This is a genomic window from Pauljensenia sp. 20925_1_25 (assembly GCF_041433955.1).
GTDB lineage: Bacteria > Actinomycetota > Actinomycetes > Actinomycetales > Actinomycetaceae > Pauljensenia.
The window spans coordinates 1-15,382 of the sequence record NZ_JAPWCL010000024.1; the positions used below are offsets into that span (position 1 = coordinate 1).

Sequence of the window (15,382 nt, forward strand, 5' to 3'; positions counted from 1 at the left end):
ATTGCGGAAGCTCACATACGAGAAAACCCGCAACCATCAGGTTGCGGGTGAAAAGTGGAGCTAACGGGACTCGAACCCGTAACCCCCTGCTTGCAAAGCAGGTGCGCTACCAATTGCGCCATAGCCCCGTTGGAGAAGCTCAGTCCTCCACGACGTCCGTCACGGACATCCACAGATCGGCATTGTCAGAAAGATCAAGGAGAACTTGTCGAACGACGATACCAACGGCAACGACGGATCCGACAGCCACACAACACGTGACCAGCTTCTTCATGATGATCCTCCGCTCAAATTCGCCTGCGGATGGTGGGCCTAGGTGGGCTCGAACCACCGACCTCAGTCTTATCAGGACTGCGCTCTAACCTACTGAGCTATAGGCCCAACCGGCACCCTTGCGGGCACTCGGATATAGTACACAGCATCGAGCCCTTCAGCAAAATCGAGAGTTGGTGACGTCCACCACGCAGCCGCCGCGCAGGGGCGCGGAGCAGAAAAGAGAACCCTCGTGACCACGATTATCGACTACGTTCGCAGGGCAACGACGCCGCTGCGCGCAGACCTTACGCCAGCCGATGCCCTCACCCTCGCCACACTGTCGTACGCGGACTTCCGCGCTCTGGCCGGCCCCGCTCCGCCCGGGGATGCCTCCTGCGCGAGGTCGCCCAGGCCTCGTCCATCCTCGCCCTCTACGATCACGCGATGGTCACCAAACGTAACCGTGCACTTCTGCGCTCGGGGGCTTCGTCGGCCTCCTGCTGAGGGTTCGGCCGATCCGGATCGTCCAAGACCGCTGAGAGGCCTCTGCGAGTGTCTTTCAGCTGCCTCGGATCGGCTTGCACCATTGCCCCCGATGCGCACGTTAACCCACCTAGTAGCGGCTCAGCGGCCCTGACACCGCTCCAGTAGGTGAGTCCAGCTGCACTGCCCACGCTCCACGGCGGCGATTCCAGCTCTTCCACAACGTTAAGCCCACCTCTACCGTGGCGTCTCAGTCGCGCCCCCTGAAAAGTCGCACGCGATTCGGTACCCTTCACATCGGCGGCGTCGTTGCGCCCTTGCCTGCGCGCGCGGATAGGTTGTTACTTCACGGATAGGTTATGAGTATCCGGATAGCTTATTAACCTATCCACATCGTCATAACCTATCCGCGTGGCGGTAACCTATCCGCATCCGCGTCCACGCCCGCCGCGGTGGGCTTATAGGACATGTCGTGTTGCTGGGTTCATACCTTGCATGCCTTGGTATGCCCTTCTCATCCGCACGTGGGCCTGCTATTCCGAGCCTGGGCAACCCCGCCCACGTACAGAACAGACGGCCCACATGCGAAACAGCGGGTTCACATGCGGGACACGTTGGAACCCAGGTCGCTGTCGCACACAGCCAATCCATGACGGATCATGGGGCAGCCACACACAGGCCCGCGATGCAGCATTCACAGGAACGAGGCAAACACCACCACCTACAACAGCAACTTTCCCACGCAACAAAGCCAAAAAGTCACCCTGCTAGCAACACGATTTGTCCATCCCTCAAGGTGGCCTCAACCAACTAAAACACCGACTTTTTCGCACCAACAAGCCAAAAAGTCACCCTTTCAGCAACACGTAGTGTCCTATCACCCAAACTTTCACCCATCCCAGATAAACGCTGCAATTCCAACGCTCTCATGTCACAACTCGACAAGAACCACAGGGGAATTACGTGCAACATTGTTGGGGAACCACGCCAACGCAGCACTAAGGACCGCGTTGAGGACGGATCGCCCCAAGAACGGACCCAGTACGGTCTGACCCGTCATCCACGCGGATAGGAAACGAGCAGGCGGATAGGTTACTGCCTCACGGATAGCTTAATATCCTATCCACATACACATAACCTATCCATGTAGCCACTTCCTATCCACGTGCAGGCCGAATGAAGAGCATAGAAGCACTCGAAGGCACCCAGAACCCAGATGGTCGCCGCCCCCCGGGCACCAACACACGCGCGCACACGCGCGCACGCACACGGGCATAGCAAAAGGGGCCGACGTGAGCCGACCCCTTGCGCGTGATGTTCTCACTCGTCCATGAGAGACACCTTAATGCCGCCCACCAGGGACGCGACGACGTTGTAGAGCATGGCACCCAGCGTCGACAGGGCGGTGAGCAGGATGACGTTGATGACGGCGACGATGGTCGCGTAAGAGATGACGCGGGGCAGGCGCGCGTAGTCGAGGAGGTCGACGAAGCGACCGGCACCGACGGTCTGGAGGAATTCTTCGATCTGGCTGAAGACGTGCATGGCATCGACCATGAGCCACAGGACGATGGTGGCGATGACGAGCGCGATGCCCAGGGCGACTGACAGAAGGAAAGATACCTTCATGACGGTCCACGCGTCGATGCGCGCGATCGCCAGGTCAACTCGGCGGGGAGCGTCTGTGCGGGCGCTCGTGACGTGGTCACTCATGTGATTCCTTCCAGGTCGCACTTCCTATAGCCAGGCTACCGTATCGCCGGGCCCCGGCGCAGGGTCCGCGCCGCTTTGGAATGTTGATCACGGGACGAGGGCAGGCCTCGTCCCGTGATCGTCATTTACTTGTCGTACTTGTCGGTGTCGTCGGCTGTGTCGCCGCCTTCAGTGGGCGCATCCGTCTCGGCGAGGGTGCTCTCCTGGGGGAGATCCTCGGCGGAGGTAGTCTGCGCGGAGTCGACCACGACTTCATCACCAGAGTCGTCACTGGAATCGTCGCCGGAGTCGGGGTTACGGGTGATCGCGATGATGCGGTCGCCTTCGTCCGGTCGGGCAAAGATGACGCCCATAGTGTTGCGGGTGGTGGGTCGAACGTCGGAGGCGTTGACTTGGACGAGTTTGCCGGATTCGGTGATGACCATGACGTCTTCGTCGGGGCGCACGACGAGGGCACCGACGAGGCCGCCGCGTTCGTCGACGAGCTTGCCGACGCGCACGCCGAGGGTGCCACGCGACTTGGTCGGGTATTCGTCGACGGGGGTGCGCTTGGCGTAGCCGGATTCGGTGACGATCAGCAGGTCGGTGTCCTCGCGCGGAACCTCCATGCTGAGGAGCTCGTCGTCGCCGCGGAACTTCATGCCGCGCACGCCCGAGGTGGAGCGGCCCATGGAGCGCAGCTGCTCGTCGGTGGCGGTGAAGCGCACGGCCTGGCCGTCGCGGGAGACGAGGATGAGGTCCTCGTCGGCCATGATGGTCTGCGCGGAAACCAGCTCGTCGGGCTTGCCGTCTTCGTCCTCGCGCAGGTTGATGGCGATGATGCCGCCGGAGCGGGGCGAGTTGTACAGGCTCAACGGGGTCTTCTTCACCAGGCCGCGCTTAGTGGCCAGGACCAGGTAGTCGGCGTCCTCGTAGGTGCGGATCGCGAGGACCTGTGCGATGTGCTCGTCGGGCTGGAAGGCCAGCAGGTTGGCGACGTGCTGGCCCTTGGCGTCGCGGCCGCCTTCAGGGATCTCGTAGGCCTTGGCGCGGTAGACGCGGCCGAGGTTGGTGAAGAAGAGCAGCCAGTTGTGCGTGGTCGTGACGAAGAAGTGTTCGACCACGTCGTCGCCGCGCAGCTGGGTGCCGCGCACGCCTTTGCCGCCGCGCTTCTGCGAGCGGTAGTTGTCTGTGCGGGTGCGCTTGGCGAAGCCGTCGCGGGTGATGGTGACGACGACGTCCTCTTCGGGGATGAGGTCTTCCATCGACATTTCCCCGTCGAAGGGAAGGATGCGGGTGCGGCGCTCGTCGCCGAACTTGTCGACGATGTCGGACAGTTCGGTGGAGATGATGGCGCGCTGGCGCTCGGGCTTGGCGAGGATGTCGTTGAGGTCGTCGACGCGGGCCTTGAGTTCGGCGTACTCGTCCATGATCTTCTGACGCTCGAGGGCGGCGAGGCGGCGCAGCTGGAGGGCCAGGATCGCGTCGGCCTGGATGGCGTCCACGTCGAGCAGTTCGATCAGGCCGGCGCGGGCCTCGTCGACGGTGGGGGAGCGGCGGATGAGGGCGATGACCTCGTCGAGGGCGTCGAGGGCCTTCAGGTAGCCTTCGAGGATGTGCAGGCGTTCGAGGGCCTTGCGCAGGCGGAAGCGCGTGCGGCGCACGATGACGTCCATCTGGTGGGTGATCCAGTGGCGGATGAAGCCGTCGATGGACAGGGTGCGGGGTACGCCGTCGACGAGCGCGAGCATGTTGGCGGAGAAGTTCTCCTGCAGGCTGGTGCGCTTGTAGAGGTTGTTGAGGACGACCTTGGCGACGGCGTCGCGCTTGAGGACGATGACGAGGCGCTGACCAGTACGACCGGAGGTTTCGTCGCGGATGTCGGCGATGCCGCCGATTGCTCCGTCGCGCACGAGCTGGGCGATCTTATCGGCCAGGTTGTCGGGGTTGACCTGGTAGGGCAGCTCGGTGACGACGAGGCACTGGCGGCCCTGGATTTCCTCAACGTTCACGACGGCGCGCTGCGTGATAGAACCCCGACCAGTGCGGTAGGCGTCTTCGATGCCCTTGTGGCCGAGGATGGTGGCGCCGGTGGGGAAGTCGGGTCCGGGGATCAGCTTGAGGAGTGCTTCGAGGAGTTCTTCGCGCGAGGCCTCGGGGTTGTCGAGCGCCCACTGGACGCCGCGCGCGAGTTCGCGCAAGTTGTGCGGCGGGATGCGCGTGGCCATGCCGACGGCGATGCCTTCGGATCCGTTGGCCAGCAGGTTGGGGAAACGGGCGGGCAGGATGGTGGGTTCCTGGTTGCGGCCGTCGTAGTTGTCCTGGAAATCGACGCATTCTTCGTCGATGTCGCGGACCATTTCCATGGCCAGGGGTGCCATCTTGCACTCGGTGTAACGGGGGGCCGCAGGGCCCAGGTTGCCGGGGGTACCGAAGTTGCCCTGGCCGGCGACGAGGGGGTAGCGCAGCGACCAGGGCTGCACGAGGCGCGCGAGGGCGTCGTAGATCGCAGCGTCACCGTGGGGGTGGTAGTTACCCATGACCTCGCCGACGACGCGGGAGGACTTGGAGAACGAGGAGGTGGGGCGGTATCCGCCGTCGTACATGGCGTACAGGACGCGACGGTGGACAGGCTTGAGGCCGTCGCGTACGTCGGGCAGAGCGCGTCCGACGATGACGCTCATCGCGTAGTCGAGGTAGGAGCGCTGCATCTCCTTTTGCAGGTCGACCTGGCGAATGCGCTCGGTGTCCGAGATGTGCCGCGCGTCAGTAGTCTGCTCGTCGCTCACGTTTTTCCTTACGTTGTTTCTGCTCGATCAGACCCGCCCGGTACGAGGCCGGGGCTGGGCTGGTCGCGGTGTTGTCAGATGTCGAGGAAGCGCACGTCGGTGGCGTTGCGCTGGATGAACGTGCGGCGTCGGTCGACGTCGTCGCCCATGAGGATCGTGAAGGTTTCGTCGGCGTCTGCGGCCTCGTCGAGGGTGACCTGCTTGAGGATTCGGTGTTCCGGATCCATGGTGGTCTCCCACAGTTCGTGGTCGTTCATTTCGCCGAGGCCCTTGTAGCGCTGGATGCCACCTTCCTTGGGCAGGCGTCGGTTCGCGGCGGCACCGGCTGCGAGCAATTCGTCTCGCTCCTTGTCGGAGTAGGCGAATTCATGCTCGGCGTTGGTCCACTTGATGCGGTACAGCGGGGGCATCGCAATGAAGGTGTGGCCACCCTCGATGAGGGGACGCATGTAGCGGAAGAGGAGGGTCAGCAGCAGCGTGGCAATGTGCTGGCCGTCGACGTCGGCGTCCGCCATGATGACGATCTTGCCGTAGCGGAGCTTGGAGATGTCGAAGTCTTCGCCAATGCCGGTCCCGAAGGCAGTGATGAGGGAGCGGATCGTGTCCGAGGACAGAGCTCGGTCCAGGCGGGCCTTTTCGACGTTGAGGATCTTGCCGCGGATCGGCAGGATGGCCTGGCGCTCGGGGTCGCGGCCGCCGACGGCGGAGCCGCCTGCGGAGTCACCCTCGACGATGAAGATTTCACATTCGGAGGGCGTGCGCGAGGAACAGTCGCGCAGCTTGCCGGGCATGGAGGCGGATTCGAGGACACCCTTGCGGCGCGTGGCCTCACGCGCCTTGCGAGCGGCGACGCGGGCGGCCTGGGCGGCCTGACCCTTGGCGATGATGGCCTTGGCGTCGGCGGGGTGGGCGTCGAACCAGTCGGTGAGCTTGGAATATACCTGTTGGGCGACGAAGGTGCGGGCTTCGGTGTTGCCGAGCTTGGTCTTTGTCTGGCCTTCGAACTGAGGTTCGGTGAGCTTGATCGAGATGACGGCAGTCAGGCCTTCGCGGACGTCGTCACCGGTGAGGTTATCGTCCTTGTCGCGGATGATGCCCTTGTCACGGCCGTAGCGGTTGACGAGGGAGGTCAGCGCGGTGCGGAAGCCCTCCTCGTGCATGCCGCCTTCGGTCGTGTTGATGGTGTTGGCAAAGGTGTGGACGGAGGAGGAGTAGGCGGTGGTCCACTGCATGGCGATTTCCACGCTCATGGTGCCTTCGTCGTTGTCGGCTTCGAAGTCGATGATCTCGTTGTTGATCGTGTCGGACTTCTTGGCGGAATCGAGGTACTCGACGTAGTCGCGCAGGCCGTGCTCGTAGCAGTAGGTGACGGTGCGGTGGCCCTTGGTCTTCTTGTCCGAGGCCTCCTCACCGCCTGCGATCTCGTCGCCTTCGTCGGTGGCGAACTCACGCTCGTCGGTCAGGGTGATGCGCAGGCCCTTGTTGAGGAAGGCCATCTGCTGGAAGCGCTGGCGCAGGGTCTCGAAGTCAAATTCGACGGTTTCGAAGATCTCGGGGTCCGGGTAGAAGACCTGCGTGGTGCCGGTTTCGTCGGTTGCTTCGCCGCGTTCGAGGGGGGTGATGGGGGTGCCGCCGTTTGCGAACGACATGCGCCACACGTAGCCCTGGCGGCGGATTTCGGTGTTCACGCGGGTGGACAGGGCGTTGACGACGGAGATGCCGACGCCGTGCAGGCCACCAGAGACGGCGTACCCGCCGCCGCCGAACTTGCCGCCGGCGTGGAGGATCGTCATGACGACCTCGACGGTGGGCTTGTGCTCGGTGGGGTGCTCGTCGACGGGGATGCCTCGACCGTTATCGACGACTTTGATGCCGCCGTCTGCCTGGATGGTGACCTCAATGTGGTCCGCGTAGCCGGCCAGGGCCTCGTCGACGGAGTTGTCGACGACCTCGTAGACGAGGTGGTGCAGGCCGCGTTCGCCGGTCGAGCCGATGTACATGCCCGGACGCTTGCGGACGGCTTCCAGGCCTTCGAGGACGGTGATGTCCGATGCGCCGTAGGACTGCTCGCCTTCGGCGGTCTTCTCGTTGTCAGCCACGTGGCTCCCCTCGCATTGCGCGAAAAATAGATGTTTAACCTTGTAGATTCTACCAAAAATGGGGCTTGCACCAGGGACTGACAGACCCGGAAGGTTACTTTACAAACTGCGAGATTGCAACGAAAACGACACTGTGATCAGTCGCATTGCGAGCGCTACTGCGATGCGACAATACGGGGCCGCCCTCCCGGATGGGAGGGCGGCCCGTTCGCGCACATGCGCAATGTCGGTATGGGTAAAGATCAGCACGCCGTGGTGGGTGCCGAATGGCTCACCTCAGCCTATTGACGAGCGAAGGTCACGGCTGCCAAGTCCAGTCGGGGATGTTGGCATCAAAGTCGTCCCAGTCGAGCGTCTTGAAGGTGACGGGATCATTCGGGTACGGCATCTTGTAGGCCTTCTGGAAGGTCTTTGTCTGGCCGACGGGGACGCGCACGATGGCGAAGTTGTCGTAGCCAGCGGGCTCCTTGCCCTTAGCGTAGTAAGCAGGGTTCATGTCGATGCCCTTCTGCTTCAGCGAGGGGGTGTTGAGCAGCGCGGACTGCTCCTCGGTGGAGTTGTTCGTCATCGAGTAGGTGACGACGAGCGTGTCAGAACCTTCCTTGTCGGCGGGACCCTTCTCGATCTTCGTGATCTCAATGTGGAGACCGGAGGAGTAGTCGACCGAGTACTGGCCGTTCGCGTGGTAGCCGCCGGGGTTCGGCGCAGCGGTCGGGGCAGAGCTGGTAGCAGACGTCGTCGGCTTCGGCGCGCTAGTCGTCGGGTTCGGAGCCTGAGTCGTCGGGTTCGGCGCGCTAGTCGTCGGGTCGGCCGTCGCACTGGTGGAGGTGGAGTCCGAATCCGGATCCTCTTCTTCGTCGCCGCTGAGGAAGAAGTATGCGCCGACGCCGATGAGGATGAGCACGAGAACGCCCGCGATGCCGCCGATGATCAGCGGAAGCTTCGACTTGGGTTGCTCAGGCTGCATACCCGGCATACCCGGCATTCCCGCCCCGTACTGCGCCTGTGCGCCGTACTGCGCCTGTGCACCGTACTGGTCCATGTAACCAGCGGGCATCTGCTGGGTCTGATCCACGTAGCCGCCCTGCGCATAGGCGTTAGGGTCAGGCTGGCCGTATGGCTGCTGCGAACCAGGGTAACCACCCTGGTCATTTCCCTGGTTCCAGGGATCCTGGCCCCCGGGAGCGTACGGGTTACTCATAGTGACTCCTCATAGAAAGCGCACCAATGTGCGGGATGACATTTGGAAGCGTAGCAAAATCTGACCGAAATGGGGAGTGGTTTTTATACACCGCCGCCAGTTAGTCAAGGTTTTACCTGCAATTCCGCGCAAGTTCCGTCGTTTCGCTCGACCCCGAAACCCGCTCGTCGCGGGGGTGCGAGTCCCAGAATGTGAACGAACTAACGTAACTTATTAGAATATCTTGTTTACCATTCCCCCTCAAGGGGCGGATTAATGTCGCACATCACACTTTCTCAACTATTGCGACGACTATCAACCATCAAACGAAGCGGGGCACCACGTCCACTGGTGCTCTTTCTTCACATTGTCCGAGTTCGTCGTGTCGACGTGCCCGAGGTTCTTCGACAGGTCGGCTAAGTACTGGTCGGTCGGTGTGGGTTGCTCATCGTTGTTTCACCATTGGATGATCTCTCCGACGAGCCTATGACAACCTGATCGCCCGGCAACAAGGCCTATCCGTAGTCCGCCCGGGGGCCTCGGCCTCGAACGACGTAGGGGCCTTTCTTCCAGGAGGGGGCGACGGGGCCCAGGATGATCAGCTGTTCGACGACGCCGGATCCTACTTCCTCGGCGATGCGCCGCTCGACGCTGGGCAGCATGAGCTGGAGCTGTTTGGCTCTGGCAGTAGAGTCGGCACGCACGATGAGTTTGTGTCCATCAAAGGTCTCAATGAACGTGTGATCCGCGTTGTTGGGACCCACGATGTCCCGCCATTTCGCCATGACGGACCCCATTTTGGTGGGGGTGTCCCATTCGCGTATCTTGATCGTGCGCGCCAGGATTGCACCCAGCGAGTCGGCCCGCCGGTAGCGCGGGCGCATGGCGGCCATGCCGGGGGATCGGCTCCACGAGTCTTCGGTTCCCGCCAGGGCTTGGCGCAGCGCGGCGAGGTCGCCCTCGGGGTCATCCTCGGCGGACGAGGCCGGGGCGGGCACTCCGTTCACGTGTCCGTAGGCGGCGGCACGGGCGGCGGCGCGAGCCTGGACACCGTCGGTGCCGTCCGCGGCGAGGCGGCCGAGTCCGTCGGTTTCGATGGCCGCGTATTCGCTGGATCCATCGAGGGTGCGCCTGGGGCGGGTTTCGTCGAGACCCCAGGAGGGCAGGGTGGAGCGGATATATCCGTGGTTGCGGGCGACGCGCTGGGCGCGTTCGAGGGCGCGGACGACGAATTCGTCGGGGTCTTCGTCGGGGCCGAGGCCTCCCGCTCTTTCGGGGTCCTCGACGGCGGTGATCGGCGAGGTGGCGGTGAATTCGTCGTGTTCAGACATGGTCGGAGGCGTCGATGATGGTGCCGCGCTCGGGATCGAGGCGCACGTGGAGGGCGTGGTGGTCGAGGGAGGGTGGCAGGTCGGCGGCGACCGCGCAGGTGACGATGATCTGTTCGGCCTTCGAGGCCAGGGCTGCCAGGCCCGACCGTCGTGAGGAGTCGAGTTCGGCGAAGACATCGTCGAGGATAAGGATCGGGGTGTCGCCATCGTCGCTGAGTAGTTCGAAGGACCCGAGACGCAGGGCGAGGGCGACAGACCAGGATTCGCCGTGGGAGGCGTAGCCTTTGACGGGCATGGTGCCGAGGCTGAGGGTCAGGTCGTCGCGGTGCGCGCCGACGAGGTTGACGCCGCGCTCGGTTTCCTTCTCACGAACGAGCGCGAGCGCTGCGAGCAGACGCTGGGTTTGCGCGTCCACGTCGGTGAGGTCGGCGCTGGCCGGGTTATCGGGATCCATACCGATGATGCGGTCGACAGAGGCGTCGAAGGCGAGGCACAGGTGGCGCGGCGAATCGGCGACGTCATCATAGGCGCGCGCGGCCGGCTCGGTGAGCGAAGCCGCGATGGACGCTCGCGTGGCCGTGATGCGCGCGGACAGGGCGGCGAACTGCTGATCCCACACCTCTAACGTCGATAGGTCGGGGGATTGGCCGCGGCGGATCGAGGCCTGGGCGGCCTTCATGAGCGCGGCACGCTGGCGCGCGACCCGGTCGAAGTCGGAGCGCACGGAGGCGTGGATGGGGGAGAGCTGCGTCGCCAAATCATCCAGGAAGGAGCGTCGCACCGACGGGTCACCGCGCACGAGCGAGAGGTCCTCGGGCGCGAACACGACCGTGCGCACGATGCCCAGGATCTCGCGGGGCCTCACCTGCGTACGGTTAATGCGCGCCCGATTCGCCTTGCCGCGCACGATTTCCAGCTCGATGACCTGCTCGCGGCCTGAGGCCACGACCCGCGCGCGGATGACGGCTCCACCCGGGGCGGCCTCGGCCTCGTCGATGGGGATTCGCACGAGCGCGCCCTCCGCGCCGACCCTGTGCGACGAGAAGGTGGACAGGTAGGCGAGCGCCTCGACAAGGTTGGTCTTGCCCTGGCCGTTCGCGCCCACGAGGACTGTGGGTCCCGCGGGCAGCTTGACGACCCCGTGCTTCCAGGATCGGAAGTCGTCGAGGGCCAGGTGGGAGACGCGCACGTCAGACGCCGAAACGGATGGGCATCAGCAGGTAACGGAACTGCGCGATCTCGCCCTCGTCGGCCTTCTTCTGGCCGGTGATGACGGCCGGCTTCGTCGGGTGCGTGAAGCCGAAGCGCACGTAGTCGGTGTCCAGGACCTGAAGGCCGTCGATGAGGAACTGCGGGTTGAACGCGGTCGAAATATCGTCGCCGTGCAGGGTTGCCTCGATGGCTTCGGAAGCCTGAGCGTTGTCGCCCTGGCCGGCTTCGAGAACCAGCTGGCCGTCGGTGAAGGCCAGGCGCACGGAGGTCTTGCGCTCGGCGACCAGCGACATACGCTTAACGGCCTCGAGCAGCGCGTGACGGTCGACGACGGCCTGGATCGGCGTGGATTCGGGGAAAAGGCGGCGCACAGCGGGGTAGTCGCCGTCCATGAGCGTGGAGGTGGTGCGGCGGCCCTGGGCGGTGAATCCGATGAGGGACGAGGCACCGGGCTGAGATTCGCTGGATAGGCCAACCTCAACCTTGGCACCCGAGGTCATCGACTTGGCGACGTCCTGGAGAATGCGGGCCTTAACCAGGGCGACCTCTTCGATCGAGGTGTCGGCGGGTTCCCAGTCGAGTTCACGCATGGCCAGGCGGTAGCGGTCGGTGGCCAGCAGCGTAATCGCCGGGCCGTTGATTTCGATGCGTACGCCCGTCAGCAGGGGCAGCGTATCGTCTCGGGACGCTGCGATGGACACCTGGGAGACAGCCTGGGACAGCGTGGATGAGTCGATGGCACCGATGCCCTTGGGCTGGGCGGGCAACAGTGGGTACTCGTCCAACGGCATGACTGCCAGCGTGAAGTGCGAGGAGCCGCAGACCAGGTTCACCTTCTGGCCGTCCAGCTCGACGGAGACCGGCTTGGAGGGCAGCGACTTGGAGATGTCAGCCAGGAGACGGCCAGAGACCAGGACCTCACCAGCCTCGTCGACTGTGGCGGGGATGTGCGAGTTCGCGGAGACCTCGTAGTCGAAGGAGGACAGGGTCAGTTCGTCGCCCTCAGCTTTGATGCGCACGCCGGCCAGAATCGGGGAGGCCGGACGCACGGGGAGCGCGCGGGCGGTCCACGACACGGCTTCGGCCAGAACATCGCGGGCGACGGTGAACTTCATAGCTGCCTCCAAAACGCAAAACGGATTGATCACTACTTTACTCACAAGTGTGCCCACGTGGGGCGCGATTCTTGCTTGGCACTCGCGCTGGTCACGACGCGTCAGCGCTGATGTTGGGCGGAGACCTGTGAAAAAAATTTTCTCATTCGACTCTCCTTCCATCATAAGGGTTGTGAGTTCTGTGGATAACTCATTATTTCGTTGAAAAATCTTGAAATTACATCGGTGTAATGACGTGGATGGATCTGTGCACTGCGCACGTGGACGTGTGGACGGCTGAAATTACAAGTTTTCGTCATTCACAGAGGGCCTCGTTTTCTCCACAGGGTTTGCTCGTTCATCCACGCGCTGTCCACATATCCTGTGAATGACGCGCGGGCGCCGACTTTCGTCAGCGCCCGCGCGGGTTTTATGCTTCCCTGGCCTTTTGCTTGATGCGATTTGTAAGCTCGGACACATGGTTGAAGGTTTCGCGTTTCTCCTTCATGAGCTTCGAAATCTTCTTGTTCGCGTGCATGACCGTCGTGTGATCGCGACCGAAGGCCTGACCGATCTTGGGCAGCGACAGATCGGTGAGTTCACGGCACAGATACATGGCGATCTGGCGGGCCTCGACGACGGTGTGGCTGCGCTCGGAGGACCCCATCTGCTCGATGGTCACGCCGAAGTAGACGGCGCACTGGCTCATGATGAGGCTGACCGTAATCTCGTTGTCGTCCGGGTTGGACACGAAATCCTTGAGCATCATCTGCGCCAGATTCAGGTCGATGCGCTCCTTGTAGAGGGACGCCCATGCGCCGATGCGCACGAGCGCGCCCTCCAACTCACGGATGTTGGAGGAGATGCGCGAGGCCACGTATTCGAAAACCTCAGGGGTCACCTCGAAGCCCTCCGCGTCCGCTTTCTTGTGCAGGATCGCGATGCGGGTTTCCAGGTCCGGCGGCTGAACGTCGACGAGCAAGCCCGAGGAGAAGCGCGAGCGCATGCGGTCTTCGAAACCCTTGAGCTGCGCGGGAGGCAGGTCGGAGGTCAGGACGATCTGCTTGTTCGCGCTGTGTAGCGCGTTGAAGGTATGGAAGAAGCCTTCGACCGTCTGCTCCTTGTTGCCGATGAACTGGATGTCGTCGATAAGGAGGATGTCGAGTTCGCGGTAGCGGCGGTGGAACGCCTCGACCTGCGAGTTATCCGTCTTATTGAGGCGAATCGCGTTGATGAACTCGTTTGTGAACTCTTCGGAGTTGACGTAGCGGACCTTCAGGTGCGGCATCATCGACAGCGCGTTGTGGCCGATGGCCTGCAGCAGGTGCGTCTTACCCAGCCCGGAGTCGCCGTAGATAAAGAGAGGGTTGAAGGCGTTGCCTGGCGACTCCGAGGCGGCCAGCGCGGCGGCGTGCGCGAAACGATTCGACGGGCCGATAACGAAGGTATCGAAGGTGAACTTTGGGTTCAGGTGCGTGGGAACTGCGTCGGCGCGGGAGTCCGCCGCGACGGGGGAACGCTGTCCCTTCTTTTTCTTCTCGTGGTACGAGGCCGGGGTGGGGGTCGGAGGAACCGGCGCGGGAGCGGGGGGTTCTTCTTCTTCCTCCTCCTCTTCCTTCGTTTCCACGAGTTCCAGGGACGGATCGACCGTGATGGCGATGCGTACGGGGCGTCCGAGGTTCACGGACAGGGCGGTCGTCAGCTTGTTTTGCGCCTTATCTTCGATCCACTGCTTCGTGAAGCCGTTAGGGACGGCCAGGAGGATCGTCCCTTCGATATCGCCGAGCGGGCGCGCGGAGCGCAGCATCGACGTCGCAACGGGACCCAGTTCATCGGTGGGAACTGCGTCGAGGGCGACAGCCCACGCGCGTGTGAGGGAATCCGGCTCCACGACTATCTCCGAACAGAATATACGGTGAATTCAGTCACGACTTAAGGGTGATGTACGTGACCTTATGACATGTTCAAAGTGTAGTCCGCACACAGGCTTATGCACAGGTTGGGGATGGAGCTGTGGAGAACTATCACAGAATCACATGTATGTAGTTACAACTTTGGGGGCGCAGAGTGGCGCGGAAAGCAAATTGACACACAGCTTGTGGATAACTGTCATCATCCACCGCTGTGGAAGACTTCGTTCCACAGCGATTTCCACAGCTGTGGAAACTGTGTGTGACGCGGTGTGTAATTCCGCCCCGTTGACTCACCGCCCACATCCGCTTAGTCTTGGAAATTGTTTGCGCCCATTTCGGGCGTGTGTCCCCGCTATCGTGCCCTGATCGGGCCGGTAGCCCAACCGATCAACGAGTGGGAGACCACTCCCCGCCGAGGAGAATTGCCGTGACCACCAAGCGGACCTTCCAGCCCAACAACCGTCGTCGTTCGAAGACGCACGGCTTCCGTCTGCGCATGTCGACCCGCGCCGGCCGCGCCATTCTGGCTGCCCGCCGTCGCAAGGGCCGCGCCAAGCTGTCCGCCTGAGACACCCCGGTGCTGCCGCGCGCGCACCGCATGGTTGACCCAGCGGATTTCACCGCCGCGATCCGACACGGAGCGCGTGCAGGAGATCCACTGGTTGTCGTCCACGTCCGAGCCGACGAGGAGCGCAACAGCCGCCTCGTCGGTTTCGTCGTACCCAAGCGCGAAATCAAGCGCGCCAATGGACGCAATCGTGTCAAGCGGCAGCTGCGCCACCTCATGCGCGAACGCGTCGCCGACCTGCCCGAGGGGACCAGGCTCGTTGTGAGGGCATCCTCCAAGGCCCTCGGCGTGCCCTCCAAGGAACTCGGTACCCATCTTGATCGCGTGATGGAGCGAGCGTGGCGCAAATGGAACGCGCGATCACAGTCGTGAGGCGAGTGCTTGTCGCACTCGCCTCCGCGCCCATCATCGCCTACCAGCGATACATTTCCCCGGCCTTTGGCCCCCGGTGCCGCTACGCGCCCAGCTGCTCCGCCTACGCGCTGCAAGCAATCCGCGTTCACGGCCCCATCAAGGGACTGATCCTCGGGGCCTGGCGCCTGCTGCGGTGCAACCCGTGGAGTCATGGGGGAGTGGACCACGTGCCCGCGCGTGGGCGCTGGAAGCCAGAGGCCTGGGTCCCACCCGATGACTGGGCAGGCCACGACAACTGGGAACGGCCCGCCCCCATGGGACTGGACCCGGAACATGACTTGACCGAGTAACCGGCCACGGCCTCGGGAATGTAAGGAACAACGAAACAGCGGCGCTCAGGCGCCACGGCGAA

At 63.1% G+C, this 15,382-nt stretch carries 12 protein-coding genes and 2 tRNA genes; 3 read left to right on the forward strand and 11 right to left on the reverse strand.

All coding sequences use genetic code 11. The annotated features are described in order from the left end of the window. Window positions 1-55: 55 nt before the first annotated feature. The 11 genes from O3932_RS09220 to dnaA all read right to left on the reverse strand — a co-directional run bounded on the left by O3932_RS09220 (window position 56) and on the right by dnaA (window position 14,026). Window positions 56-128 (reverse strand) — tRNA-Ala (locus O3932_RS09220). Between the two features lie 11 nt (window positions 129-139). Continuing rightward, window positions 140-274 carry a DLW-39 family protein gene (locus O3932_RS09225; protein ID WP_291452499.1) on the reverse strand — a complete coding sequence of 45 codons (135 nt, stop codon included), beginning with the start codon at window positions 272-274 and terminating at the stop codon, window positions 140-142. 30 nt (window positions 275-304) lie between these two features. After that, window positions 305-381, reverse strand: a tRNA-Ile gene (locus O3932_RS09230). Between the two features lie 1,677 nt (window positions 382-2,058). Then, window positions 2,059-2,451: a DUF3566 domain-containing protein gene (locus O3932_RS09235; RefSeq protein WP_009648470.1), complete on the reverse strand. Its 393-nt coding sequence runs from the start codon at window positions 2,449-2,451 to the stop codon at window positions 2,059-2,061. 125 nt (window positions 2,452-2,576) lie between these two features. Then, complete coding sequence (gyrA, locus tag O3932_RS09240; RefSeq protein WP_371537935.1) at window positions 2,577-5,219, reverse strand: DNA gyrase subunit A; 2,643 nt, start codon at window positions 5,217-5,219, stop codon at window positions 2,577-2,579. Between the two features lie 74 nt (window positions 5,220-5,293). Beyond that, window positions 5,294-7,318: a DNA topoisomerase (ATP-hydrolyzing) subunit B gene (gyrB, locus tag O3932_RS09245; RefSeq protein WP_009648461.1), complete on the reverse strand. Its 2,025-nt coding sequence runs from the start codon at window positions 7,316-7,318 to the stop codon at window positions 5,294-5,296. Between the two features lie 298 nt (window positions 7,319-7,616). Further along, complete coding sequence (locus O3932_RS09250) at window positions 7,617-8,519, reverse strand: DUF5067 domain-containing protein (RefSeq protein WP_371537937.1); 903 nt, start codon at window positions 8,517-8,519, stop codon at window positions 7,617-7,619. 494 nt (window positions 8,520-9,013) lie between these two features. Continuing rightward, window positions 9,014-9,829 carry a DciA family protein gene (locus O3932_RS09255; protein WP_314736635.1) on the reverse strand — a complete coding sequence of 272 codons (816 nt, stop codon included), beginning with the start codon at window positions 9,827-9,829 and terminating at the stop codon, window positions 9,014-9,016. Continuing rightward, complete coding sequence (recF, locus tag O3932_RS09260; protein WP_371537940.1) at window positions 9,822-11,018, reverse strand: DNA replication/repair protein RecF; 1,197 nt, start codon at window positions 11,016-11,018, stop codon at window positions 9,822-9,824. The genes O3932_RS09255 and recF overlap by 8 nt, the downstream gene beginning before the upstream one ends. 1 nt (window position 11,019) lies before the next feature. Next, complete coding sequence (dnaN, locus tag O3932_RS09265; protein ID WP_009648474.1) at window positions 11,020-12,156, reverse strand: DNA polymerase III subunit beta; 1,137 nt, start codon at window positions 12,154-12,156, stop codon at window positions 11,020-11,022. 409 nt (window positions 12,157-12,565) lie between these two features. Next, window positions 12,566-14,026 (reverse strand): chromosomal replication initiator protein DnaA, encoded by a 1,461-nt coding sequence (dnaA, locus tag O3932_RS09270; RefSeq protein ID WP_314736633.1) that lies wholly within the window; start codon window positions 14,024-14,026, stop codon window positions 12,566-12,568. 449 nt (window positions 14,027-14,475) lie between these two features. On the opposite strand from dnaA, the gene rpmH reads away from it, so the two are divergent. The 3 genes from rpmH to yidD are packed head-to-tail and all read left to right on the forward strand — an operon-like array spanning window position 14,476 to window position 15,320. Further along, entirely contained in the window at window positions 14,476-14,616 is a 141-nt protein-coding gene (gene rpmH, locus O3932_RS09275) for a 50S ribosomal protein L34 (RefSeq protein WP_003791379.1), read from the forward strand. 9 nt (window positions 14,617-14,625) lie between these two features. Then, complete coding sequence (gene rnpA, locus O3932_RS09280; RefSeq protein WP_009648468.1) at window positions 14,626-14,988, forward strand: ribonuclease P protein component; 363 nt, start codon at window positions 14,626-14,628, stop codon at window positions 14,986-14,988. Continuing rightward, window positions 14,964-15,320, forward strand: a complete 357-nt coding sequence (gene yidD / locus O3932_RS09285) for a membrane protein insertion efficiency factor YidD (protein ID WP_034505160.1) — start codon at window positions 14,964-14,966, stop codon at window positions 15,318-15,320. Before rnpA ends, yidD begins: the two co-directional genes overlap by 25 nt. The last annotated feature ends 62 nt before the right edge of the window (window positions 15,321-15,382 follow it).